The organism is Halomonas sp. A11-A, from assembly GCF_003182195.1.
Taxonomy (GTDB): Bacteria; Pseudomonadota; Gammaproteobacteria; order Pseudomonadales; family Halomonadaceae; genus Halomonas; species Halomonas alkalicola.
The window spans coordinates 35,617-59,877 of sequence record NZ_QGTM01000020.1 but is presented as its reverse complement, the minus strand read 5'-3'; the positions used below and the strand labels follow the sequence as shown (position 1 = coordinate 59,877).

Annotated in this window: 18 protein-coding genes; 9 read left to right on the top strand and 9 right to left on the bottom strand. The window is 68.8% G+C overall.

Going from position 1 to position 24,261, the window contains the following annotated elements; all coding sequences use genetic code 11:
- Window positions 1–265 precede the first annotated feature (265 nt).
- Genes DER72_RS12310 through DER72_RS12295 form a run of 4 tightly spaced genes read right to left on the bottom strand, consistent with a single transcriptional unit; the run spans window position 266 to window position 6,013 of the window.
- Window positions 266–3,118, bottom strand: a complete 2,853-nt coding sequence (locus DER72_RS12310; RefSeq protein ID WP_110070282.1) for an FAD-binding and (Fe-S)-binding domain-containing protein — start codon at window positions 3,116–3,118, stop codon at window positions 266–268.
- A complete protein-coding gene (locus DER72_RS12305; protein WP_110070281.1) occupies window positions 3,115–3,795 on the bottom strand; it encodes a lactate utilization protein C in 681 nt (226 codons plus the stop codon). Before DER72_RS12305 ends, DER72_RS12310 begins: the two co-directional genes overlap by 4 nt.
- Entirely contained in the window at window positions 3,792–5,261 is a 1,470-nt protein-coding gene (locus DER72_RS12300) for a LutB/LldF family L-lactate oxidation iron-sulfur protein (protein WP_110070280.1), read from the bottom strand. Before DER72_RS12300 ends, DER72_RS12305 begins: the two co-directional genes overlap by 4 nt.
- Entirely contained in the window at window positions 5,258–6,013 is a 756-nt protein-coding gene (locus DER72_RS12295; protein WP_110070279.1) for a (Fe-S)-binding protein, read from the bottom strand. Before DER72_RS12295 ends, DER72_RS12300 begins: the two co-directional genes overlap by 4 nt.
- 293 nt (window positions 6,014–6,306) lie before the next feature.
- Between DER72_RS12295 and DER72_RS12290 the strand changes: the two genes are divergently transcribed.
- The 3 genes from DER72_RS12290 to DER72_RS12280 are packed head-to-tail and all read left to right on the top strand — an operon-like array spanning window position 6,307 to window position 10,368.
- Window positions 6,307–7,092 carry a GntR family transcriptional regulator gene (locus DER72_RS12290; RefSeq protein WP_110070278.1) on the top strand — a complete coding sequence of 262 codons (786 nt, stop codon included), beginning with the start codon at window positions 6,307–6,309 and terminating at the stop codon, window positions 7,090–7,092.
- The gene (locus tag DER72_RS12285; protein ID WP_258306294.1) at window positions 7,089–8,993 is read left to right on the top strand and encodes an ATP-binding protein; all 1,905 of its coding nucleotides are present in this window, start codon (window positions 7,089–7,091) and stop codon (window positions 8,991–8,993) included. Before DER72_RS12290 ends, DER72_RS12285 begins: the two co-directional genes overlap by 4 nt.
- Entirely contained in the window at window positions 8,986–10,368 is a 1,383-nt protein-coding gene (locus DER72_RS12280) for a sigma-54 dependent transcriptional regulator (RefSeq protein WP_110070277.1), read from the top strand. The genes DER72_RS12285 and DER72_RS12280 overlap by 8 nt, the downstream gene beginning before the upstream one ends.
- On the opposite strand, the gene DER72_RS12275 is transcribed toward DER72_RS12280, so the two are convergent.
- From DER72_RS12275 to DER72_RS12265, 3 genes are all read right to left on the bottom strand, one after another.
- Window positions 10,344–11,015 (bottom strand): metal-dependent hydrolase, encoded by a 672-nt coding sequence (locus DER72_RS12275; RefSeq protein ID WP_110070276.1) that lies wholly within the window; start codon window positions 11,013–11,015, stop codon window positions 10,344–10,346. The two genes, DER72_RS12280 and DER72_RS12275, sit on opposite strands and share 25 nt — an antisense overlap.
- Before the next feature lie 138 nt (window positions 11,016–11,153).
- Complete coding sequence (locus tag DER72_RS12270) at window positions 11,154–11,705, bottom strand: gamma carbonic anhydrase family protein (RefSeq protein WP_110070275.1); 552 nt, start codon at window positions 11,703–11,705, stop codon at window positions 11,154–11,156.
- A 20-nt stretch (window positions 11,706–11,725) separates the two neighbouring features.
- On the bottom strand, window positions 11,726–13,066 hold the full coding sequence (locus DER72_RS12265; protein ID WP_110070274.1) for a sodium-dependent transporter: 1,341 nt from the start codon (window positions 13,064–13,066) through the stop codon (window positions 11,726–11,728).
- Window positions 13,067–13,205: 139 nt separating this feature from the next.
- Between DER72_RS12265 and prlC the strand changes: the two genes are divergently transcribed.
- From prlC to DER72_RS12240, 5 genes are all read left to right on the top strand, one after another.
- Window positions 13,206–15,254: an oligopeptidase A gene (gene prlC, locus DER72_RS12260; protein WP_110070273.1), complete on the top strand. Its 2,049-nt coding sequence runs from the start codon at window positions 13,206–13,208 to the stop codon at window positions 15,252–15,254.
- 48 nt (window positions 15,255–15,302) lie between these two features.
- Window positions 15,303–15,548 carry a YheV family putative zinc ribbon protein gene (locus tag DER72_RS12255; RefSeq protein WP_110070272.1) on the top strand — a complete coding sequence of 82 codons (246 nt, stop codon included), beginning with the start codon at window positions 15,303–15,305 and terminating at the stop codon, window positions 15,546–15,548.
- 1 nt (window position 15,549) lies between these two features.
- Entirely contained in the window at window positions 15,550–17,256 is a 1,707-nt protein-coding gene (locus DER72_RS12250) for a Na/Pi cotransporter family protein (protein WP_110070271.1), read from the top strand.
- A gap of 276 nt (window positions 17,257–17,532) precedes the next feature.
- The gene (locus tag DER72_RS12245) at window positions 17,533–18,516 is read left to right on the top strand and encodes a TAXI family TRAP transporter solute-binding subunit (RefSeq protein WP_110070270.1); all 984 of its coding nucleotides are present in this window, start codon (window positions 17,533–17,535) and stop codon (window positions 18,514–18,516) included.
- Window positions 18,517–18,607: 91 nt separating this feature from the next.
- Window positions 18,608–20,803, top strand: a complete 2,196-nt coding sequence (locus DER72_RS12240; RefSeq protein WP_110070269.1) for a TRAP transporter permease — start codon at window positions 18,608–18,610, stop codon at window positions 20,801–20,803.
- A gap of 105 nt (window positions 20,804–20,908) precedes the next feature.
- Here DER72_RS12240 and metF read toward each other — a convergent pair whose 3' ends face one another.
- Window positions 20,909–21,751, bottom strand: a complete 843-nt coding sequence (metF, locus tag DER72_RS12235) for a methylenetetrahydrofolate reductase [NAD(P)H] (protein ID WP_110070268.1) — start codon at window positions 21,749–21,751, stop codon at window positions 20,909–20,911.
- Window positions 21,752–21,931: 180 nt separating this feature from the next.
- Between metF and DER72_RS12230 the strand changes: the two genes are divergently transcribed.
- The gene (locus DER72_RS12230) at window positions 21,932–22,867 is read left to right on the top strand and encodes an AEC family transporter (protein WP_110070267.1); all 936 of its coding nucleotides are present in this window, start codon (window positions 21,932–21,934) and stop codon (window positions 22,865–22,867) included.
- 75 nt (window positions 22,868–22,942) lie between these two features.
- Here the strand turns inward: DER72_RS12230 and metK are convergent, their stop codons facing one another.
- The gene (gene metK, locus DER72_RS12225) at window positions 22,943–24,163 is read right to left on the bottom strand and encodes a methionine adenosyltransferase (RefSeq protein ID WP_110070266.1); all 1,221 of its coding nucleotides are present in this window, start codon (window positions 24,161–24,163) and stop codon (window positions 22,943–22,945) included.
- Between the last annotated feature and the right edge of the window lie 98 nt (window positions 24,164–24,261).

Below are 24,261 nucleotides of genomic sequence, written 5' to 3'. Positions count from 1 at the left end.
CCGTCCGATCTCCGCTGACAACACGCCTCATCTTGCCGAGGCGTTGCGAATAGAGCCCTTAGCGAGCCCTGCAGAACAAGTGGCGCGCATTCTAGCGAATCCGCGGTGAGTGTCAAGCGAGAAGATTTTCGAAACTCTCAAAAACCCCAAGCAGAACAACCACTTCTACCACCTATTACCGCCTGCAACCTTGCTGGTCACCGGCAGCGGATGCGTACTTTACGGCTTCCTCCGGCCCGGGGCAAGCCCTTTTGATAAAAAAGTGTCAGGCGCCCGCTCGGCTCGCCCGATCCAGCAGGGAGAGGATGGAGCGATAGGGAATGGCGCCATGTCGCGCCAGCCCGATCTCGCAGGTTCGCGAGTTGGAGTAGCCGGCACTGCACCCCTTTACCTGGTCGGCGAGCCCCGCCAGCGCCGAGGCGTTCAGCTCCGGCGTGGTGAAGCCCTTGTCGCCGGCGAAGCCACAGCAGGTGATCTCGGTGGGCACCACCACCTCCCGGGCGCAGGCGCGGGCCAGGGCCACCATCTTCTCGCCGTGGCCCATGTGCGTGCTCGAGCAGGTCACATGGACCGCGACCCTCTCGTCCAGCGGGACCAGGGAGAGGCGATCCAGCAGGTGATCATGGGCAAAAGCCACCGGCTCGCTGACCACCAGCCGCTTGTCCAGGCGCCCCTGCAGGTGCAGCACGCAGGGGCTGGTGTCCATCAGGATCGGATAGCGGCCGTTCTGGCTCGCCACCAGCAGTTCGCGATTGAGCTCCCGCGCCTTGTGGGTCGCCTCCTCGAACTGCCCCTTGGAGTTGAAGGCCATACCACAGCAGAGGTGACTGACCATCTCGGGAATGATCACCTCGAAGCTGGCCCGCTCGAGCAGCGCCAGGGTGATCTCCATCACCGAACGCGTCTCCTCGTCATCCTGGCGGCTGGCGCCGAACACCCGGGTTGCACAGCTGGGCAGATAGACGACCTTGTCGCGGCCCTGGCCGGACGGTGGCTGCTTCAGCACGCGCACCGGCGCGGCCTGGGGCAGCGCCGGCGTCCACTGGGGCAGGCGCCCGCCGCTCAGGCGGCGCGCCCCGCCGCTGGCCTTCTCCATCAGTTCATCGCCGAGCACGCGGCTTGTCGCCCCGGCGACGTTCAAGACGCCCCGCGCCAGGCGGGTCGCACCGGAGAAGTGCCGCCCCACCCGTTTGGCGAGGCCGGCACGGCTCGCCAGCCGCTCATGGCGCAGCTCGCGCACCAGGTCGCCGGTATTGATGCCCACCGGGCACTGGATGGCACAGAGGCCATCGGCGGCACAGGTCTCGTCGCCCGCGTAGCCGTAATCGGCGCGCAGCGCGGCCAGGCGCCCGGCCTCCTCGCCGCTGGCCGTCTCGCCCAGCGCCTCGAGGCGGGCCATCTCGCGGGCAATCACGATGCGCTGGCGCGGCGTCAGGGTGAGATCCTTCGACGGACAGACGTGTTCGCAAAAGCCGCACTCGATGCACTTGTCGACGATCTCGTGAGCGGCCGGTAGCGGCTTGAGGTTCTCCAGATGCAGGGTGGGGTTACGGCTGAGAATCACCTCGGGATTGAGCAGGTTCTCGGGGTCGAACAGCGCCTTGATCTCCCACATCAGGGCATAGGCCTCGGGACCCCACTCCAGCTCCACATAGGGGGCCATGTTGCGCCCGGTCCCGTGCTCGGCCTTGAGCGAGCCGCCGTACTCGACGCCCACCAGCTGGGCGACCTCGTCCATCAGCCCCTGATAGCGATCGACCTCGCCGGGCTTCTCGAACCCCTGGGGGAAGACGAAGTGCAGGTTGCCCTCCAGAGCGTGGCCGAAGAGGATCGTCTCCGGGTAGCCATGCCGATGGAAGACATCGGTCAGCGCCAGCACGCCCTCATCGAGGCGCTCGATGGGGAAGGCCACGTCCTCGATGACCACCGTGGTGCCGGTATCGCGCACCGCGCCCACCGCCGGGAAGAGCCCCTTGCGGATCTTCCAGTAGAGTTCGTAGGTGGCCGGCGCGCGAGTGAAGGTGACCGGCTCCAGGGCACGGATGCCCTCCAGGCTCGCCTGCACCTCTGCCATGCGCAACTCGAGGTCCGCCTCGTCGTGGCCGCGCACGTCGATCAGCAACGCCGCGGCCCCGTCGGGGAGGGTGCGCAGGGACTCCGGCATGCCGGGCTTGTCCTGCACCGAGCGCAGGGCGGCACGGTCCATCAACTCCACCGCGGAGACCGGCGAGGACTTGAGCGCGATGGTGGCGCGACAGGTGGTCGCCATGTCGGGAAAGAAGGCCAGCGCCGCTGCCTTGCAGGGCTCGTCTACCACGCTGTCGTAGGTGATGGAGCTGATAAAGCCCAGGGTGCCCTCGGAGCCGATCATCAGGTGCTTGAGGATCTCGATGCCATCCTCGAAGTCGACCAGGCTGTTGAGGGCATAGCCGGTGGTGTTCTTCAGCCGGTACTTGTGGCGAATCCTCTCGGCGAGGGTCTCGTTGGCGCGGGTCTCGGCCGAGAGGCGCTCGAGGCCCTTGACCAGCCCGGCGTGGGAGCGGCGGAAGGCCTCGCGACTGGCCGGCTCGGCGGTATCCAGCAGGGTGCCGTCGGCCAGGATCACGCGCAGGTCGCGCACCGTGCGATAGCTGTTCTGGGCGGTGCCGCAGCACATGCCCGAGGCGTTGTTGGCGGCGATGCCGCCGATCATGCAGCTGTTGATCGAGGCCGGGTCGGGGCCGATCTTACGCCCGTAGGGCGCCAGCAGCTGGTTGGCCCGGGCGCCAATCACCCCGGGCTGCAGGCGGATCGCCCGCCCGGCGTCGAGGATCTCGTGGCCGCGCCAGCCGCGGCCTAGCTGGATCAGCACCGAGTCGGTCACGGCCTGGCCGGAGAGCGAGGTGCCAGCAGCCCGGAAGGTCACCGGCACGCCACGGATGCGGCACTCGGCCAGCACCCGCTGCAGCTCGGCCTCGCTCTCGGGGCGCACCACCAGCTTGGGTATCAAGCGATAGAAGCTGGCGTCGGTGCCGTAGGCCAGGGTGCGCAGGGGGTCATCGATCAGCCGCTCGGCGGGAAGGGTCTCGGCCAGCGCCGCCTTGAGCGCCTGAATGCGCTCGGCCAGACCAGTACTCATGACCCATCCCGGGCCGAAGCCTGATCATGGCGCACGATCACCACCAGCTCGCGGGGGCCGTGGACCCCATAGGCCAGGGTCTGCTCGATATCGGCGGTCTTGCTGGGCCCGGAGATCAGCAGCGCATTGGTGGGCATGCCGCTGGCCCAGCCATGGCGCTCCACCACGTCGAAGAAGGTGTCCTCGACGGTGTCGGCATCCAGCACCGCGACATGGATCGGCGGCACCAGGCTGATCAGGCGCGGCTCGTCGGGAGTCGGCCAGAGCCACAGGCTACCGGTCTCGGCGATGGCGCCGCGGGTCGAGGTCAGGCCGGCATCGACGCGCTCGAACTGCTCCCGCTGCCAGCCCTCGATATCGCGGTCGACGTCGACCAGTTCGACCTCGGCATCAGCCAGCGCCTGGCGAGCCTCGACGGCCACCAGGTGCTCGCGCCCCAGCGCCAGACGCCGAATCCCCTTGTCGGCCAGCACTCTGGCCAGGGCCTCGGTCCAGCTCGCGCGATCGGTATGGACCACCTCGCCGTGGACCGAGGTGATGCACCGCTCGAAGCGGTCCAGGCGTTCATCGAGGCTCCAGCCGCGCTGGGTGACCACGGAGAAGTCGCTCTCGGGGGCGCTCAGGGGGCCGTCGGTGCGCTCGCGCAGGCGCTTGAGAATGGCATCGCGGGCACTCATCGGCGCTTCTCCTCGTGGGTTGACTCGACGCGGGACGGGTCGGTCGAGGACCCGCTGGCCTGGCGCCGCTTCATCAGCGCATGCAGGGAGCTGCTGGCGGGCACCGGGGCGACACGGTAGTCGCTCCAGGCGCCCAGCTTCGAGGGCATCAGCACCTTGAGCTTGCCAGCCAGGGCGGTACCGCTGCGCCAGGCGCCGGGATGGGTGGCCAGCCACTGGAAGCCCTTCCAGGCGGCGACCTCCTTGCGGGTGCGCTTGATACCGGCGCCGGGCACGTTGCCGCGCCCCTCACCCACCGCCTCGCGGCGCAGACGCACGAGCAGGTCGGGGATCGGGATCTTCACCGGGCAGACCTCGCCACAGGCGCCACACAGGGTCGACGCCGTGGGCAGGTCCTTCGTCTCCTCCAGCCCCATCATGTGCGGGGAGAGGATGCTGCCGATGGGGCCCGGGTAGGTGGTGCCATAGGCGTGGCCGCCCACCCGGGTGTAGACCGGGCAGTGGTTCATGCAGGCGCCGCAGCGGATGCAGCGCAGGGTGTCGAGCAGCTCGTCATCCTGATAGATACGGGAACGGCCGCTGTCCACCAGCACCAGGTGCACTTCCTTCGGGCCGTCGTGCTCGCCCGCCTTCCGCGGCGAGCTGATCATGTTGAAGTAGGTGGTGACGTGCTGGCCGGTGGCGGAGCGGGTCAGCAGCGCATAGAGAGGCGGCACATCGCGCAGGTGCTCGACCACCTTCTCGATGCCGGTCACGGCGATATGTACCGGCGGCACCGTGGTGGTCATGCGCCCGTTGCCCTCGTTCTCCACCAGGCACAGGGTGCCGGTCTCGGCCACCGCGAAATTGACCCCGGAGATGCCCACGTCGGCGCCCATGAAGCGCTCGCGCAGCTGCTGGCGTGCCGCCGCGGTCATGTAGTCGACGTCCCGGGTGCGCTCGGTGCCGGTCTTCTCGTGCATGATCTCGGAGATCTCATCGGTGTTGAGATGGATCGCCGGCATGATGATATGGGAGGGGGTCTGCTCGTTGAGCTGCACCAGGTACTCGCCGAGGTCCGACTCCAGCGCCTCGATACCCGCCGCCTCGAGGTGGGCGTTGAGGTGCATCTCCTCGGAGACCATGGACTTGCCCTTGATCACCGACCTGGCACCGTGGGACTCGCAGATCTCGCGGATGATGCGGCACGCCTCCTCGCCATTCTCGGCCCAGTGCACCCGGATGCCGTTGGCCTGGCAGTTGGCCTCCAGCTGCTCCAGCAGGTCGGGCAGCCTGGCCAGCGCCCGCAGGCGGATGTTGGCACCCAGCTCGCGCAGGGCCTCGAGGTCCCAGTCCGCGAAGGCGTCGCGCCGCTTGGCCATCAGGCCATCCATGGCGCGGCGGAAGTTGCCGCGAATCTGCGGGTTGCCCAGGGCGTCATGGGCCTGGCGGTGAAACTCCCGGGGAGTGAATGTCTGCACGCTCATGAGGTTCTCCGCCACAGGTAGCTGGCGATGTGCTCGCCCTTCACGGCCTTCTTCTGGTGCGCGAAGCGCCCGCCGATGTTCATCAAACAGCCGCAGTCGGAAGTGACGAAACGCTCGGCCCCGGTCGCCTCGATGGCCAGGGTCTTGTCCTCCACCATGGCGGCGGAGACCTCCGGGTGGCGCACGGCGAAGGTGCCGCCGAAGCCGCAGCACTCGGCGGCACGCGCCTGCTCGACCAGCTCCACCTGGCCGAGCTGGGCCAGCAGCGCCGGGCCGGTCTCGGCCAGGCCCATCTCGCGGCGTGCGCTGCAGGAGGTGTGCATGGCCACCTTCTCGGGCGCACCGCGATCCTCCAGCTTCAGGTGGCAGACATGCACCAGGAACTCGGTCAGTTCAAAGATGCGTCCGGCCACCTCGTTGGCCTTTGCCTCGTGAGGGGTGCCGGCGAAGAGCTGTGGGTAGTGGGTGCGCATCATGCCGCCGCAGGAGCCGGAGGGTACGATGATCGGCCAGGGCTCGGGGAAGAGACCAAGCTGTGCCGCCGCCACCGCCCGCGCCTCCTCCTGGTAGCCGGAGGTGTAGGCCGGCTGGCCGCAGCAGGTCTGGTCCTGGGGAAAGAGCACCTCGATGCCCTCCCGTTCCAGCAGGCGAATCCCGTCCAGGCCGGCTTCAGGATAGAAGAGGTCGATCAGGCAGGTACCGAAGAAGTAGACCTTCTCCGGCCTCGGCGGGTAGCACTTGACTGGCGTCATCGGCAGAATCCTCGTCATACAGGACGGCGGCGCTGAATGAATTGGTCAAACCAATTTACAGCAGACGAATGGGCGCACCTTAGGAGGGGTACCCAGACAGTGTCAAACCTGGGCGGGCCTTTTTCCTGCCTCGCGGCGCTATACTTTGGTAGTGGGACATTTCCCCCCTCGGCAACCTACTGAAAGCCGGAAGGAAAATGACGCCCTCCCGTACGGCGCCAAGGCGGAGAGATTGGTATTACCAATTCAATGTCGTACCCTGACACCGGCACCATCGATCCGGAGTTCCCCCCATGGCCTATCAACCCGTACGCCAACCCCGCCTTGCCGATGTGCTCACCGAGCGGATCGAGGCGATGATCCTCGAGGGCAGTCTCAAGCCCGGGCAGCGCCTGCCCCCGGAGCGGGAGCTGGCCGAGCAGTTCGGCGTCTCCCGCCCCTCGCTGCGCGAGGCGATCCAGAAGCTCTCCGCTCGCGGGCTGCTGATCAGCCGCCAGGGCGGCGGCACCTTCGTCTCCGCGTCGCTCACCAGCGGCTACAGCGACCCCATTCTGGAGATGCTCTCTCGCCACGGCGAGTTCCATCTCGACCTGCTCGAGTTTCGCGACGCCATGGAGGGCATCTCCGCCTACTACGCGGCGCTGCGCTCCACCCCCACCGATCGGGCGCTGCTGATCAAGCGCTTCGAGGAGCTGGACGCCTGCTTCCAGGGCAAGGACCCGGCCCGGGAGGCCAAGGCCGACGCCGCCTTCCACCTGGCCATCGCCGAGGCCGCCCACAACGTCCTGCTGCTGCACACCATTCGCGGTATCTTCCACCTGCTGGAGAGGAGCATCGTCGACAACCTGGCCCACCTGTTCGAGAAGGAAGAGGCTCGCGGCCAGCTGATGACCCAGCACCGCGCCCTGCTGGACGCCATCCTCGAGGGGCGCGCCGAGGACGCCCGGGACCGGGCCCACGAGCACCTGGTCTACGTGGAGGAGGGGCTGCTGGAGCTGGCCCGCGCCGAGACCCGCGCCCAGCGCGCCCTGCGGCGCGCCCAGGCAATGCCGGCACCGCGCCGGGAAACCGCCTCGTGAGGGTAGCGCCCAGCTGGCGAACCCTGCTGCTGCTGGCCGCCCCCCTGGGGCTGGGCCTGGTGATGTGGCAGGCGGCCCAGGTGGCCCGGGACCAGGCGCTGCAAACCCTCGAGCAGGACGCCGAGAACGAGCTGCGCCTCTCGGCGGCGGGCCTGATCGGCCACCTCTCCCGCCACAACTACCTGCCGCAGCTGCTCGCCACCCGCGAAGCGGTACAGCGCTTCCTGGCCTCCCCCCACAGCCAGGACGCCATGCCCCTCAACCTGCTGCTGGACCGCTTCCGAGCCACCGCCGACGTCTCGGACGTCTACCTGCTCGACCGCCACGCCGACACCCTGGCCGCCAGCAACTGGCACCTGCCCAACACCTTCATCGGCCAGAACTACGCCTTTCGCAGCTACTACACCGACGCCATCGCCGGCGGCCAGGGGCGCTTCTACGGCCTCGGCGTGCAGTCGCTGGAGCGCGGGTACTACTTCTCCGCGCCGGTTTGGCTGGACGACACTCAGCCCGACTCGAGCCCCGACGGCGTAATGGTGATCAAGGTGCTGCTGGATGAGGTCGAGGAGAGCTGGGCCGACCAGGACGCCGAGCTACTGGTCACCGATGAGGACGAGATCATCTTCATGGCCAGCCGCGAAGAGCTGCGCATGACCTCCCTGCACCCGCTCTCCGAGGAGGAGCGCCAGGCGCTGCTGGCCACTCGCCGCTACGCGGATGAGCCGCTGACCCACTCCGGGGTCGAGCTGCTCGAGCGCCGAGGCGAGCGCACGCGCCTGGTGAGCTTCCGCGAGGGGCCCCTGTCCGGCCCCCGCTATCTGGCCGTCTCCCGCCCCCTCGAGGAGCTCGGCTGGGAGATGCATATCCTCAAGTCGGTGAGCCCGGTGATCCAGGCACAGTGGGTCTCGGCGCTGCTGGCCGGCGGCCTCTACGGTATCGTGCTGCTGGGCGGCGGCATCGGCTGGCAGCGCCTGCGCCTGCGCCGCGAACGCGAGCAGTTCGCCGAGCGCGAGCGTCAGACCCTGGCCCGCGCCCGGGACGAGCTGGAACGCAACGTCGAGCGCCGCACCTGGGACCTGCTGGAGACCAACCGCCGGCTCTCCGCCGAGATCGACGAGCGCCGGCGCGCCGAGGAGAGCCTGCGCCAGACCCGCGACGAGCTGATCCAGGCCGCCAAGCTCGCCGTGCTCGGCCAGCTGGCCGCCGGCATCAATCACGAACTCAACCAGCCCCTGGCCGCGATCCGCGCCTATGCCGAGAACGCCCGCACCTTTCTGGCCCGCCAGCGCCTGGAGAGCGTCGATCTCAACCTCGAGCAGATCGTCGAGCTGACCGCGCGGATGTCGGAGATCAGCGCCCAGCTGCGTCAGTTCTCGCGCAAGAGCGGCGAGACGCTCACCGCCGTCTCCCCCGTCGCCTGCTTCGACTACGCCCTGCGCCTGTTCCAGACCCGGCTGCGCGACAGCGACGTGGAGGTGATCCGCCGCTGGCCCGACCAGGAGGTCTGGGTGCGCGCCGACCTGGTGCGCCTCGAGCAGGTGCTGGTCAACCTGATCGGCAACGCCCTGCAGGCCATGGCCGACACCCCTTCCCCGCGCCTCGAGCTGAGCGTCGAGGTGAGAGGCGACCAGGTGGTGCTGGGGGTGGCCGACAACGGGCCGGGGATCGCCGAGGAGAACCTGACCCGCATCTTCGAACCCTTCTTCACCACCAAGTCATCCGGCAAGGGGCTCGGGCTAGGCCTGTCGATCTCCTCACGGATCGTCGACGACCTGGGCGGGCGCCTGAGTGCCGCCAACCGCCCCAAGGGCGGCGCCCTCTTCACCATTCGGCTGCCCCGTGACGAAGGCCGGCGTACCGCGAACGTCCAGCCCGATCAGGAGACCCTGCCCCATGTATGACCCGGCCGCCATCCCGGTGATGATCATCGATGACGAACCCCATCTGCGGATCACCGCCGGCCAGACCCTGGAGCTGGCCGGCTATGCCCCCGAGCCCCATGCCAGCGCCGAGGCCGCACTGGCGCAGCTGAGCCCGGACTTTCCCGGCGTGGTGGTCAGCGACATCCGCATGCCCGGCATGGACGGCATGGCGCTGCTGCGCGAGGTCCGGCTGCGCGACCCGGACCTGCCGGTGATCCTGATCACCGGCCACGGCGACATCTCCACCGCGGTGGAGGCGATGCGCGAGGGGGCCTGGGACTTCCTCGAGAAGCCCTTCGCCGCCGAGCGGCTGGTGGAGGTGGTGCGCCGCGGCGTGGAGAAGCGCCGCCTGAGCCTGGAGAATCGCGAGCTCAAGGCCGAGCTGGAGGCCCAGCAGTCGGCCCTCGGCCCGCGGCTGGTGGGGCGCACCCCGGCCATCCAGCGGCTCGCCTCCATGGTGCAGCGCATCAGCCAGGTGGAGGCCGATGTGCTGCTGTTCGGCGAGACCGGTGCCGGCAAGGACCTGGTGGCCCGCGCCATCCACGAGCGCAGCCGCCGCGCCAGCCGCCCCTTCGTGGCGATCAACTGCGGCGCCGTGCCGGAGAGCACCATCGAATCGGAGCTGTTCGGCCACGAGAAGGGGGCCTTCACCGGGGCCGTGGAGCGGCGTATCGGCAAGTTCGAGCACGCCGACGGTGGCACCGTCTTCCTGGACGAGATCGAGTCGATGCCGCTCACCCTGCAGGTCAAGCTGCTGCGGGTGCTGCAGGAGCGCAGCGTGGAGCGGCTCGGCTCCAACGTCCCGGTCCCCCTGGACATCCGGGTGATCGCCGCCACCAAGGTGGACCTCAAGGCTGCCGCCGAGGCCGGCGAGTTTCGCGAGGACCTCTACTACCGGCTCAACGTGGTGACCCTGCCGATCCCGCCGCTGCGCGAGCGCCGCGAGGACATCCCGCTGCTCTTCCAGCACTTCGCGGTGGTGGCCGCCAACCGCAGCGGCCTGGAAGCGCCGCCCCTGGATGCCGCCGGCATCAGCGCCCTGCTGGCCCACGATTGGCCAGGCAACGTACGCGAACTGCGCAATCTCGCCGAGCGCTACGTGCTGCTCGGCGCCGCCTTCGACTACCGCCTGCAGGCGCTGCTCGAGGGCGCCGAGAGCGACGCCGGCGAGCTGCCCCTGCCCCAGCAGGTGGAGCTGTTCGAGAAGAGTCTGATCGACCAGGCCCTGGCGCGCCAGCGCGGGCGGGTCACCGAGGTGGCCGAGCATCTGGGCCTGCCCCGCAAGACCCTCTACGACAAGCTCAGAAAGTACGGCCTCAAGGCCGAGGACTACCGCCAGAGCGCTGCACCCTGAGCCAGCAGCGCCCACAGCGGCGCCAGCGGGGGTAGCCAGGGCAGCAGGTTGACCGCCGCCAGCAGCATCACCAGGGAGTTGCCCGGGGAGCGCCAGTCGAAGGGCTTGAGGGCGGTGCCGAAGGAGCGCTTGATGCGCGCCCCGGTGAGGTCGACGCTGTAGAGCTCGTCGAGCAGCAGGTGGATGACGAAGCCCAGCGCCACCGCCAGCCCGTGGGCCCAGGCCAGGGTATCGGGCTGGGCGAAGATCCGCTGGCTCACCACCACGCTGATCAGGCCGCACAGGGCGGCCGCCAGCAGCGAGTGCCACAGGCCACGATGGACCGTGAAGCGCGAGAAGAGGGCCCCGGCCAGGTAACGCACGCCGAGATAGATCGCCCCGCACGCCAGCAGCAGGCCACCGGCGTCGAGCCGCCCCTGCAGCAGCAGGGCGCCGGCCACCACCCCGGGCACCGCCAGCAGGTTGAAGATCAGCCGGATCGCCCTGGAACGGTCGGCGTCGATATCGGGCAGGATGCCGCCGAAGGTCACCAGCGCCAGCATCGGCAGGGCCTCCCAGGCCGTCCACAGGCCCGCCTGCCAGCCGCCATGGGCGAGCACGGCACCGCCGGCGGCGGCCACGCCAAGATGGGTGCGGAAATCGGCCATGCCGGGGCGAGCCCTCGATGTACTGGAGAAATATGCACTGGATAAATCACCAGATTATCGCGCGTCACGGCATGGCGAAACAATGGGTTAGGAAGGTATTTCGGCGTCGTAACCGCCCCTCGGGCCGGGTTAGGCCCGCTAAGCGCCCATCGCCGCCAGGTACTCGTCCTTGAGCCGAACATAGTTGCCGGCGGTATAGGGGAAGAAGGCACGCTCCTTCTCCTTGAGCGGGCGCAGCGCCTTGGCCGGGTTGCCGGCGTAGACGTAGCCGCTCTCCAGGCGCTTGCCCGGGGTCACCACGGCCCCGGCGGCGATGATCACCTCATCCTCCACCACGGCGCCGTCCATGACGATGGCGCCCATGCCCACCAGGATGCGGCTGCCCAGGGTGGCCCCGTGGAGGATCGCCTTGTGGCCGATGGTGACATCGTCGCCGATGGTCAGCGGGAACCCGCCGGGGTTGAAGTCGCTGGCGTGGGTGATGTGCAGCACGCTGCCGTCCTGCACGCTGGTACGCGCGCCGATGCGGATGCGGTGCATGTCGCCGCGCACCACCGCCATGGGCCACACCGAGCTGTCGTCGCCCAGGGTCACGTCGCCCAGCACCAGGCTGGCGGGGTCCACATAGACCCGCTCGCCCAGGGTGGGGGTGGTGCCCTTCCAGGCTCGGATCGCCGTCGTCTCGCGCATCGTGAAATCCTCGTGTCGGTTCAGGCCAGGCCGGCCATCAATACTACCAGCGTCAGCGGAATGGAGACCCAGCGCACCAGGCCACGCCACAGGGTAAAGCCCCCGGGCCCCACGCCCAGCGCCCGGCGGGCCGCCGCCTCGGGCATCACCCAGGCAGCGAAGATAGCGATCAACAGGCCCCCGAGGGGCAGGAAGATCTCCGGCGGAATGGTGCTGACCAGTTCGAAGGCGTTCATGCCGAACAGCGGGCGCCACTCCGCCAGGGTCGAGAAGGAGAGCACCGTGAGCAGGCCCACCAGCCAGACGGCGAGCCCCACCAGGGCCGCCGCATGGCCGCGCTTGAGGCCGATGCCCTGGAGGGTCACCACCATGGGCTCGGCCAGGTTGATCGACGAGGTCCAGGTGGCCAGCAGCAGCAGCAGGAAGAAGATGCTCAGCCACAGCGCCCCCCAGGGCAGCTCGGCGAAGGCGATGGGCAGGGTGACGAACATCAGCCCCGGCCCCTCGCCCGGGTCCATGCCCTGGGCGAAGACCACCGAGAAGATGGCGATGCCGGCCAGCAGCGCCACCGAGACGTCCAGCACCGCCACGGCGCCGGCGGCCCGCGGCAGGCTCTGCTGGTCCGGCATGTAGGCGCCATAGGCCATCAGCGCGCAGGCCCCCACCGCCAGGGTGAAGAAGGCATGCCCCATGGCGTGCATCACCACCAGCGGGGTCACCGCCGAGAGATCCGGCATGAAGAGCCAGGCCAGGGCGGGGCCGAAGCCCTCGGTGGTGGCGGCATAGCCGGCCAGCAGCAGCAGCAGCAGGTAGAGCAGCGGCATCAGCAGGTTGTTGAGGCGCTCCAGCCCCTTGGCCACGCCGGCGGCCACCACCAGCATGGTCATGGCCAGGAACAGGGTGTGGTTGAAGGTCATCCTGGCGGGGTCGGCCAGAAAGGCATCGAAGCCGGCGCCGATCTCGGCGGGGGCGGCGCCGACGAAGCCTCCGTTGATGGCGGTGACCAGAAACTCGATGGACCAGCCGGAGACGACCGAGTAGAAGGAGAGGATGCAGAACACCGTGAAGGCGCCGAACAGCCCCAGCAGCCGCCAGTGGCGGCTGGCCCCGGCCTGGGCGGCCAGATGGCCCAGTGACTGCACCGGGCTGCGCCGGCCCGCGCGGCCGACCATGATCTCTGCCATCATCGCCGGCAGGCCGAGCAGCAGCACGAAGCCGATATAGAGCAGCAGGAAGGCGGCGCCGCCGTTCTCGCCGGTGATGTAGGGAAACCGCCAGATGTTGCCCAGCCCCACGGCGGCACCGGTCACCGCTAGGATAAAGGCGCGCCGCGTGCTCCAGCGCTCCAGGGTCTCGTTCATGGTCTGCCCTCCTGCCGGGCCATCGTGAAAGGCGGCAAGCCTAGCAGGCCCGCCCCTGCCGGCCAAACACCCGCATTGAAACCCGGGCCCGGTGCCCGCATCTAGGCGTCATTACACTTTTCCGACCCCCGAGGTGCGCATGTCCCGCAACCCGCTGCTCGCCCCCCATGAGCTTCCCCCCTTCGATGAGATCCGTCCCGAGCACGTGGTGCCAGCCATCGAGGAGCTACTGGCCGAGAACCGCACCGCCATCGAGGCGCTGGTGGCCCGCGCCGGGGACGAGCCCCCCAGCTGGGAGAGCCTGGCCGTACCGCTGGAGTCCCTCAACGACCGCCTCTCCCGGGCCTGGTCGCCGGTCTCCCACCTCAACAGCACCATGAACAGCCCCGAGCTGCGCGAGGCCTACCAGGCCTGCCTGGGCAAGCTCTCCGAGTACAGCACCTGGCTCGGGCAGCACGAGGGACTGTTCCGCGCCTGGCAGGCCCTGAAGGAGGGCCCCGCCTGGGCCGGGCTGGATGACGCCCAGCGCCGCACCGTGGAGAACACCCTGCGCGACTTCCGCCTCGCCGGTGTCGACCTCCCGGCGGAGAAGAAGCGCCGCTACGGCGAGATCAAGGCGCGCCTCTCCGAGCTCGGCAACACCTTCTCCAACCAGCTGCTCGACGCCACCCAGGCCTGGCACCTCGACCTCGCCGACGAGACCCGCCTGGCCGGCCTGCCGGAGAGCACGCTGGCCACCCTGCGCGCCAACGCCGAGGCCAAGGGCCAGGCCGGCTACCGGATCACCCTGGACTTCCCGAGCTTCTTCCCGGTGATGACCTACGCCGAGGATCGCGAGCTGCGCCGCGAGGTCTATACCGCCTTCGTCACCCGCGCCTCCGACCAGGGGCCCCTGGCCGGCCAGTACGACAACGCCCCGGTGATGGAGGAGATCCTGGCGCTGCGCCGGGAGCTCGCCGAGCTGCTGGGCTTCGCCACCTACGCCGACTATTCGTTGGCCACCAAGATGGCCGAATCCCCGGCCCAGGTGCTCGAGTTCCTCGAGGACCTGGCGCGCCGCGCCGTGCCCCAGGCAAAGGAGGAGTTCGCCGAGCTCGAGGCCTATGCCCGGGACGAACTGGGCATGGGCGAGCTCGCCCCCTGGGACGTGGGCTTCGCCAGCGAGAAGCTGCGCGAGGCGCGCCACGCCGTCTCCCAGGAGCAGCTGCGCCCCTACTTCCCCGCCCCCCGGGTAGTGGAGGGTCTCTTCCAGGTGGTGGAGCGCCTGTTCGGCGTCACCTTCGCCGAGGACGATCAGGCGCCGCGCTACCACCCCGACGTGCGCTTCTTCCGCATCCTCGAGCAGGGCGAGCCCATTGCCGGCTTCTATCTGGACCTCTACGCCCGCGAAGGCAAGCGCGGCGGCGCCTGGATGGACGAGTGCCGGGTGCGTCGCCTGGAGGGCGAGACCCTGCAGCTGCCGGTGGCCTACCTCACCTGCAACTTCACCCGCCCGGTGGGCGACAGGCCGGCGCTGCTCACCCATGACGAGGTGACCACCCTGTTCCACGAGTTCGGCCACGGCCTGCACCATATGCTGACCCGGCAGACCATCGCCGACATCTCCGGCATCAACGGGGTGGCCTGGGATGCCGTGGAGCTGCCCAGCCAATTCATGGAGAACTACTGCTGGGAGCGCGAGAGCCTCGACCTGATCGCCGGCCACGTCGAGAGCGGCGAGCCGCTGCCCGCCGAGCTGCTGGCGAAGCTGCAGGCGGCCAAGAACTTCCAGTCCGCCATGAACATGGTGCGCCAGCTGGAGTTCTCGATCTTCGACCTGCGCCTGCACCACGAGCTGGCCGCGCCCTCGGCGGCGGAGATCCAGGCGCTGCTCGACGCGGTGCGCGACGCGGTCTCGGTGGTGCCGCGGGCCGAATTCAACCGCTTCCAGAACGGCTTCAGCCATATCTTCGCCGGCGGCTATGCGGCGGGCTACTACAGCTACAAGTGGGCCGAGGTGCTCTCCGCCGACGCCTGGAGCGCCTTCGAGGAAGCGGGTATCTTCGACCCAGAGACCGGCCGGCGCTTTCGCACCGAGATCCTCGAGCAGGGCGGCGCCCGGGATGCCGCGGAGCTGTTCCGCGCCTTCCGCGGCCGCGAGCCCAGCATCGAGCCGTTGCTGCGCCACAGCGGCATCCGTGCCGCCTGATTCGTTCACCCTGCCCCGGCCCGCCGCCGGGGCCCGACAGGAGCCCTCATGGCCGCCCAGAAACGCTTTATCGCCGGCGCGATCTGCCCGCGCTGTGCCGAGCTGGACCGCATCCGCAGCTGGGAGCAGCACGGCATCCGCTACCGGGAGTGCGTCAGCTGCGACTTCTTCGAGCAGCTGCCCATCGAGGACGAGGCCGCTCCGGAGCTGGCCACCCGCGTCAACCAGGCCCGCGAGGAGCAGCGCCGTCAGGACTTCCAGCCGGTGAAGATCCTCGACCCCAAGGGCCACTGAGTTGACCCGCCAGGGAGTGGCACAGGCGCTGCTATCGCGGCGCCATCATCTCGAGCTGCTGGGGCTGGCCGCGGCCGCGGCGCTGCTGCTGGCCCGGTTGGATCTCGCCACCCTGGCCGCCGGCCTGGGCCTCTTCCTGTGGGGCATGACCCACTTGGGCGACGCCGTCAAGCGCCTCTCCGGCGGCACTCTGGACCGCTGGCTGCATACCGCCACCCGTCACCCGCTCCGCGCCATCGGGGTGGGGGCCGCCGCCACGGCGCTGGTGCAGTCCAGCTCCCTGGTCACCCTGCTCTCGCTCTCCTTCGTCGGTGCGGGCCTCGTCGCCCTGCCCGGCGCCATCGCCCTGCTGTTCGGGGCCAACCTCGGCACCACCACCGGGGCCTGGCTGATCGCCGGCTTCGGCCTGCGCGTCGACCTCGCTCAGTTCGCCATGCCCTTCCTGGCCCTCGGGCTGCTCGGCTCCCGGGTGCTCAAGGATGGCCGCGCCGCGGCGGCCGGGGTGCTACTGGGCATCGGCCTGCTGTTTCTGGGCATCGACTTCATGAAGCTGGGCTTCGAGGCGTGGCAGGATGGCCTCTCCCTGGACGGCCTGGCCGGCGACAGCGCCTGGCACTGGCCACTCTTCGTGCTGTTCGGGGTGGTGGCCACGGTAGTGATGCAGTCGAGCCACGCCACCCTGCTGATCACCCTGGCCGCCCTGGCGGGAGGGCAGCTGCCCTATCTGCCGGCCCTGGCCATTGCCATCGGCGCCAACGTCGGCACCACCGTCACCGCGGTGCTGGGGGCGCTGGGCGCCGGTGCCGCGGTGCGACGGCTGGCCGGGGCCCATGTGGTGTTCAACCTGGCCACCGCCGCCGTGGCCCTGGCACTGCTGGTGCCGCTGGCCTGGCTGGTGGACGAGCTCGGCGAGCTGATCGGCCTGGCCGCGGATGCCTGGCCGCTAAAGCTGGCGCTCTTCCACACCCTCTTCAACCTGCTCGGCATCGTGCTGATGCTGCCGCTGATCCCGCGGCTCGCCGCATGCCTGGAGCGATGCTTCCCCGAGCCCTCGCGGATCCCCCCCGCCCAGGCCCGCTACCTGAACACCAACGCCCTGGAGCACGCCGACACGGCGCTGGCCGCCATGGAGCAGGAGTGCCAGCGGCTCAATCGCCGCGCCTACCACCTGCTCTGCTCGGCGATCCTGATGCCCAGCGCCGAGGTGATCGGCCATCCGCCCTCCCGGGAGGTGGTCAAGGCGCGGATCGACACCACCGCCTGGCCGATGGTCAACGCCCGCTACCATGAGCAGATCAAGCCGCTGATGGCGGAGATCCTCGACTTCTACGCGCGGCTCGACATGCCGCTCACCGAGGAGCAGCAGGCCAGGCTCGAGAGCCTCTATGCCCGCACCCTACGTATGGTGGAGGCGGTGCGCTTCGGCGAGGTGCTGCAGCGCAGCCTGATGCGCCATGCCGCTGCGGCCAGCCCCCTGCGCGAGGCCCATGACGATATCCGCATGGCCCTGGCCCAGGGGCTCAACCGCCTGGCCGCCGCCCCCGACTCGGCGGATGTCACCTCGCCCATAGAGGAGGTGCGCCAGCACTGGCAGCAGGCCCTGGCCGAGCGTCTGCGCCAGCACCGCCTCGACCCCTGGCTGGCCTCCACGCTGATGAACGACCTGCACCAGGCCACGCGCCTGATGGAGGCCCTGGCCCCCACCTGAACCCGCTGTGCGGATTTCCGCACACAACCATCCTGCCTAGCGTGCGGCTTTCCAGCCTGGGTGCCTCCGCGACACTTCGACCATGGTCGAAGACCGAGATCTCAAACAATTGAAATAAAAATATTTTCCAGACGGTGGCCCGTCGCTTGCCATGAAGAACGTTGAATGAACACCCCGCCCGGCGCCGTCGGGCCCCGGAGGAGCTGCCAGACTGTAGGCACCCCTCCGAACCCCGGGGCCGGGCTTGCCAACGACAACATGCAACGGAGTCACGCCATGCGTCACCTCTCCACCAAGCTTCTCGCCGGCACCGTCGCCGGCTCTCTGCTGGTCGCCGCCACGGCCGCCCAGGCCGACCGCAGCGACTGGCCCTCCAACTTCACCGTGGGCACCGCCAGCCAGGGCGGTACCTTCTACGTCTACGGCTCCGGCTGGGCCAACCTGATCGCTGACGAGCTCGGCATCTCCGGCGGCGGCGAGGTGACCGGCGGCCCGACCCAGAACCTGGCACTGGTGCATACCGGCGACATCTCCTTCGGCCTGACCACCCTGGGCCCCGCCGCCGACGCGGTGAAGGGCGAGAGCCCGCTGGCCCCCGGCGTGCCCATGGACAACGTCTGCGCGCTCTTCCCGATGTACGAGACCCCGTTCTCCATCACCGCGCTGTCCAGCACCGGTATCACCAGCATCTCCGACATCCCGGACGGCGCCCGCATCGGCTTCGGCCCCTCGGCCTCTACCTCCGACACCTACTTCCCGGCCATCCTCGAGACCCTGGGCGTCGACTTCGAGCGCCGCAACGGCGGCTGGTCCGACCTGGGCGGCCAGCTCCAGGACGGCCTGCTCGACGTGATCGCCTTCGCCGCGGGCATCCCGATCCCGGCGGTCAGTCAGCTCGAGGTGCAGACCAACGTGAACATCATTGAGTTCACCGAGGAGGAGCAGGCCATCGTGCTGGAGAACTTCCCGGTCTCCGAGTTCTGGATTCCCGCCAGCACCTACCAGACCCTGGAGGAGGATGCCCGCGCCGTCTCCATGTGGAACTTCGCCATCTCCCGCTGCGACCTGCCGGAGGACTTCATCTACGAAGTCACCAAGGTGACCATGGAGAACAACGACAAGATGCGTAACGTGCACCGCTCCGCCGAGACCTCCATCCCGGAGAACATCGTGCACAACACCGTGCTGCCCTTCCATCCGGGTGCGGCGCGCTGGTACCAGGAGAACGGCTACGAGATCGACGAGTCGCTGATCCACTAAGCCCGCCCACTGGCACATCCCGCCCCGCCCCGGCAATGCCGGCGCGGGGCTTGTCGTCCCCAAGCCGTCCCCATCCAAGGGTAAACGTCCCATGAACCACACCCCCGACCCACGCCAGGGCACCGAGGATCCTGCCGATCACGCCCCCGAGACGATCGCCGAGGGCATCGACGAGGAAATCGTCGAGTCCAACCGGCGCCTCTACGTCGGCTGGCAGTGGCTGCTGTTCGGCGCTTTGGCCATCCTCTACGCCACCTTCCACCTGGTCTCCCTCAACCTCTACCCGATGGAGACCTGGTCGTTTCGCATCGTACACATCGCCGGTGCGCTGATCCTCGGCTTCGCCCTCTACACCGGCACCCGCTTCGCCGGCGAGGGTAGCGTCAGGCAGTCGCCAGCCTGGCTGGGCTGGGTGAGCTTCGCGCTGCTATTACCCGCCGGCTATGCGCTGTTCCAGGTGTGGCGCATGAATCAGCTGATCGCGGGCGGCGCTATGCGCATCGATCCGGCCATCGAGGCCTGGCACTACGGCTATCCGCTGCTCTTCGCCACCAGTGCCGCCATCCTGCTCTCCTGGGGCTATCGCCAGGTGCGCGAGAAGCTCTCGCCCCCGGACCTGGTGCTGATGCTCTGCGCCATAAGCGGTGCAGGCTACCTGATCCTGATCTTCAACACGCCGCTGCGCGCCTCCACCGGCACCTCCTTCGCCCCCATCGGCATCTCCTATGCGGCCCTGGCCGGCTCACTGCTGATCCTCGAGCTGACCCGCCGCGTGGCTGGCATGGCGCTGGTGGTGATCTCCGCCCTCTTTCTGCTCTATGTGTGGGTCGGCCCCTACCTGCCGGGCTTTTTGGGCTACCCGGGGCTCTCATTCAACCGCTTCTTCAGCCAGCTCTACACCGACATCGGCATCCTCGGGCCAACCACCGCGGTGTCATCGACCTACATCATCCTATTCATCATCTTCGCTGCCTTCCTGCAGGCCTCGAAGGTGGGTGACTACTTCGTCAACTTCGCCTTCGCCGCCGCCGGCCGCGCCCGGGGCGGCCCCGCCAAGGTCTCTATCTTCGCCTCCGGCCTGATGGGCATGATCAACGGCACCAGCGCCGGCAACGTGGTCTCCACCGGCTCGCTGACCATTCCGCTGATGAAGAAGGTGGGCTATCCGGGCCGCAGCGCCGGGGCCATCGAGGCGGCCGCCTCCACTGGCGGGCAGATCATGCCGCCAATCATGGGCGCGGGGGCCTTCATCATGGCGGAGATCACCGGCATCCCCTACACCGAGATCGCCGTGGCGGCGCTGATCCCCGCCATCCTCTACTTTCTCTCGGTCTACTGCATGGTGGACTTCGAGGCGGCCCGCAAGGGCATGCGTGGCATGCGCAAGGATGAGATTCCGCTCTTCTCGAAGCTGGTCAAGCAGATCTATCTCTTCACACCGATCATCATCCTGATCGCCGCGCTATTCATGGGCTACTCGGTGATCCGCGCAGGCACCCTGGCCACCGCCTCGGCCGCCGTGGTGAGCTGGATCTCCCCCAACAAGATGGGCATCCGCGAGATCCTCAAGGCGCTACGGCTGGCTGGCACCATGTCGATTCAGATCATCGCTGTGTGCGCCTGTGCGGGCATCATCGTCGGGGTGATCTCGCTGACCGGCGTCGGTGCACGCTTCTCCTCGCTGCTGCTGGGCCTGGCGGGAGTCAGCCAGCTGCTGGCGCTGATCTTCGCCATGCTGATCTCGATCCTGCTGGGCATGGGCATGCCGACCACGGCGGCCTATGCGGTGGCCGCCTCGGTGGTCGCCCCGGGCCTGATCAACATCGGCATCCAGCCGCTGGTGGCGCACTTCTTCGTGTTCTACTTCGCGGTGGTCTCGGCGATCACCCCGCCGGTGGCGCTGGCCTCCTACGCCGCGGCAGGCATCTCCGGCGACAACGCCATGGGCACCTCGGTGGCCTCCTTCAAGATCGGCCTGGCCGCCTTCATCGTGCCCTTCATGTTCTTCTACAGCCCGGCGATGCTGATGGAAGGCACCTGGCCGCAGATCCTGCGGGTCGGCATCACCGCCACCCTGGGCATCGTGCTGCTGGCGGGCGTGGTGCAGGCGTGGTTCTTCGGGCCGGTGAAGCTGTGGCAGCGCCTGGTGATGTTCGTGGGCGCCATGTTCATGATCTATGGCGGCATCTACACGGATGTGGCCGGCCTCGCCATCGGCGCCGCGCTGTTCATGATGCAGCGCAAGCTGCACGGCAGTGGCGCACCGCAGGCGGCCGAAAGCGGCTGACCCTGCTGCCGCCCTGCGGGGCGGCCTTCCGCCAACCCTGCCGGAAACGCAACGGGGCCCCGCCATGGCGGGGCCCCGTTGCGTTGGCAGCCGACGAGCCGAGGCTCAGCCGACGATATTGTCGAGGATCTTCAGGCTCGGCTCGGCCTGGTTCAGCGTGTAGAAGTGCAGGCCCGGGGCGCCGCCGTCGAGCAGGCGCTGGCAGAGGCGCGAGATCACCTCCTCGCCGAAGGCCGCGATGGAGGCGCTGTCGTCGCCGTAGGCCTCGAGCTGCTTGCGGATCCAGCGCGGGATCTCGGCGCCGCAGGCGTCGGAGAAGCGCGCCAGCTTGGCGTAGTTGGTGATCGGCATGATGCCCGGCACGATGGGGGCTTCGACCCCCAGCGCGCGGGCCCGCTCGACGAAGTGGAAGTAGGCGTCGGCGTTGAAGAAGTACTGGGTGATGGCGAGGTTCGCGCCGGCCTGCATCTTGCGGGCGAAGTTCTCCAGGTCCCGCTCGAAGCTCGGCGCCTGGGGGTGAGACTCCGGGTAGGCGGCCACGGCGATCTCGAAGTGGTCCCCGGTCTCCTCGCGGATGAACTCCACCAGCTCGTTGGCATAGCGCAGCTCGCCGATGCCCCCCATGCCCGAGGGCAGGTCGCCGCGCAGGGCCACCAGACTGTCGATGCCCTCCACGCGGTAGCGGGCCAAAAGCTCGCGCAGCTGCTGCTTCTCGCTGCCGATGCAGGAGAGGTGCGGCGCGGTGGAGATGCCGCTCTCGCGCACCTGGCGGACGGTCGTCAGGGTACGGTCCTGGGTGGAACCACCGGCGCCGTAGGTGACCGAGAAGAAGCGCGGCCCGCGGGCGGCCAGGGCATCGCGCACGCCAACCAGCTTCTCGCGCCCCGCCTCGGTGTTGGGGGGAAAGAACTCGAAGCTGATACCCAGCGGATGTTCCTGCGCGCTCATGGTGGCACCTCTGTGTCGTCGGTCGTGGTTGGCCACCATTCTGACGAGGGCCGGCGCCGGCGACCAATGAAAGTTCCGGTGTGCCTGTATCAATTTCATTCATGTTGGGGCGCTGACAGCGCCGCCGCCGGCAGGCATGATGCGCTCTGACAGGGAGCCGACGACCGACAGGGAGACCCGATGACCGCCCTCGACCCCACCACGCTGATGGGCCCGCTCTGGACCCTGCTGGCCTACATCCTGCTGGGCTGGCTGGCCGCCCGCCGGCTCGCCGTGGACCCGCGCCCCATCGCGACCCTGCTCATCTACCTGGTGGCGCCGCTGACCTTCTTCCGCGGCCTGGTGCTGGGCGGCCCCACGCCCGGTTACCTGCTGCTGACCCTGGCCGCCTTCGCCACCGCCAGCCTGCTGGCGGTGGTCGTGCACCGCCTGACGCGCCGCGCCTTCGCCCCCCAGGAGAGCGCCCTGCTGGCCTTCTCGGCCGGCACCGGCAACACCGGCTACTTCGGCCTGCCGGTGGCCATGGTGCTGCTGCCCCCCGAGGGGGTGACCCTCTACCTCTTCTGCGTGCTGGGCATCACCCTCTACGAGTTCACCGTGGGCTTCTACCTCTCCGCCCGCGGCCAGTTCTCGGTAGGCGAGAGCCTCGCCAAGATCCTGCGGCTGCCGCTGGTCTACGCCTTCCTGGCGGCCCTGCTGGTCAGCGGCCTGGGCCTTGCGGTGCCGACGGCGGCCATGGAGGGGCTGGCGGTCTTCCCGGCCGCCTACACCCTGCTCGGCATGATGATCATCGGCATGACCCTCGGTCGCGTGACCATACGCGAGATTGATCCGCGCTTTATCGGCGCCTGCGTGGCGGTACGCTGCGTGGCCTGGCCGCTGCTGGCGCTGGCCGCGGTGCTGGGGCTGCAGGCACTCGTACCACTGTCGCCGGAGCTCGCGCTGGCGATCCTGCTGCTGGGGGTGGTGCCCATGGCCGCCAATGTGGTGGTGGTGGCCATGGAGCTCGGCATCGCCCCGGCCAAGGGGGCACTGGCCGTGCTGATCACTACCCTGGCCGCGCCGCTGCTGATCCCGCCCTACCTGACGCTGATGATGCGCCTGGCGGCGGTGTGATCAATAACGGTAGCTGTCGGGCTTGTAGGGGCCCTCAGGCCGGGCGTCAGAGAGGATCGAAGCGCGCCGCCTGACTCAGAGGCCGGCGGCCTGGCGCAGGGCGCTGGCGCGGTCGATCTTCTCCCAGGGGAAGGCGGTGAAGGTCTCGATGTGCTCCTGGCCCTGGGTGTCGGTCCAACGGTAGGAGGTCTCGAAGGGCTCGCGCCCGAAGTGGCCGTAGGCCGCGGTGAGCTGGTACATGGGATACAGCAGGTCGAGCATGCGGGTGATGGCATAAGGGCGCAGGTCGAAGTGCTCGCGCACCAGCGCGATGATCCGCTCGTCATCCACCTTGCCGGTGCCGAAGGTGTTGACCGAGACGGAGGTGGGCTCGGCCACGCCGATGGCGTAGGAGACCTGGATCTCGCACTTGTCGGCCAGGCCCGCGGCGACGATGTTCTTGGCCACGTAGCGGCCGGCATAGGCGGCGCTGCGGTCCACCTTGGAGGGGTCCTTGCCGGAGAAGGCACCGCCGCCGTGGCGCGCCATGCCGCCATAGGTGTCGACGATGATCTTGCGCCCGGTCAGGCCGCAGTCGCCCACGGGGCCGCCGATCACGAACTTGCCGGTGGGGTTGATGTGGTAGCGGGTGTGCTCGGAGAGCCACTCGGCGGGGATCACCTGCTCGATGATCTCGCGCTTGACCATCTTGCGCAGCTCGTCCTGGTCGATGCCCGGATCGTGCTGGGTGGAGAGCACCACGGCGTCCACGGCGCAGGGCTTGCCCTGGTCGTCATAGCGGAAGGTGACCTGGCTCTTGGCGTCGGGGCGCAGCCAGGGCAGCAGGCCGTGCTTGCGCAGCTCGGCCTGGCGCTCCACCAGGCGATGGGCATAGTGGATCGGCGCCGGCATGAAGGAGTCGGTCTCGTTGGTGGCGTAGCCGAACATCAGCCCCTGGTCGCCGGCGCCCTGGTCCTCGGGCTTGCTGCGGTCGACCCCCTGGGCGATCTCCAGGCTCTGCTTGCCGATCAGGTTGAGCACGCCGCAGGTCTCGCCGTCGAACCCCACGCCCGAGGAGGTGTAGCCGATGCCAGTGATCACCTCGCGCACGATCGCCTCGAGGTCGACCCAGGCCGAGGTGCTGATCTCGCCGGCGACGATGGCCACGCCGGTCTTGACCAGCGTCTCGCAGGCCACCCGGGCCTGCTTGTCACGAGCGATGATGGCGTCGAGCACCGCGTCGGAGATCTGGTCCGCGATCTTGTCGGGATGACCCTCGGAGACGGATTCGGAGGTAAACAGGGAGTATTCGCTCATGGCGTCCTCGACCGAGTGTGAAGCAGTCTTTAGGGGGCAAGAGTCTACACGCTGGGGCCTGCCGGGGCATCCACGATTTGATGCCGGGCGTCAAGTCG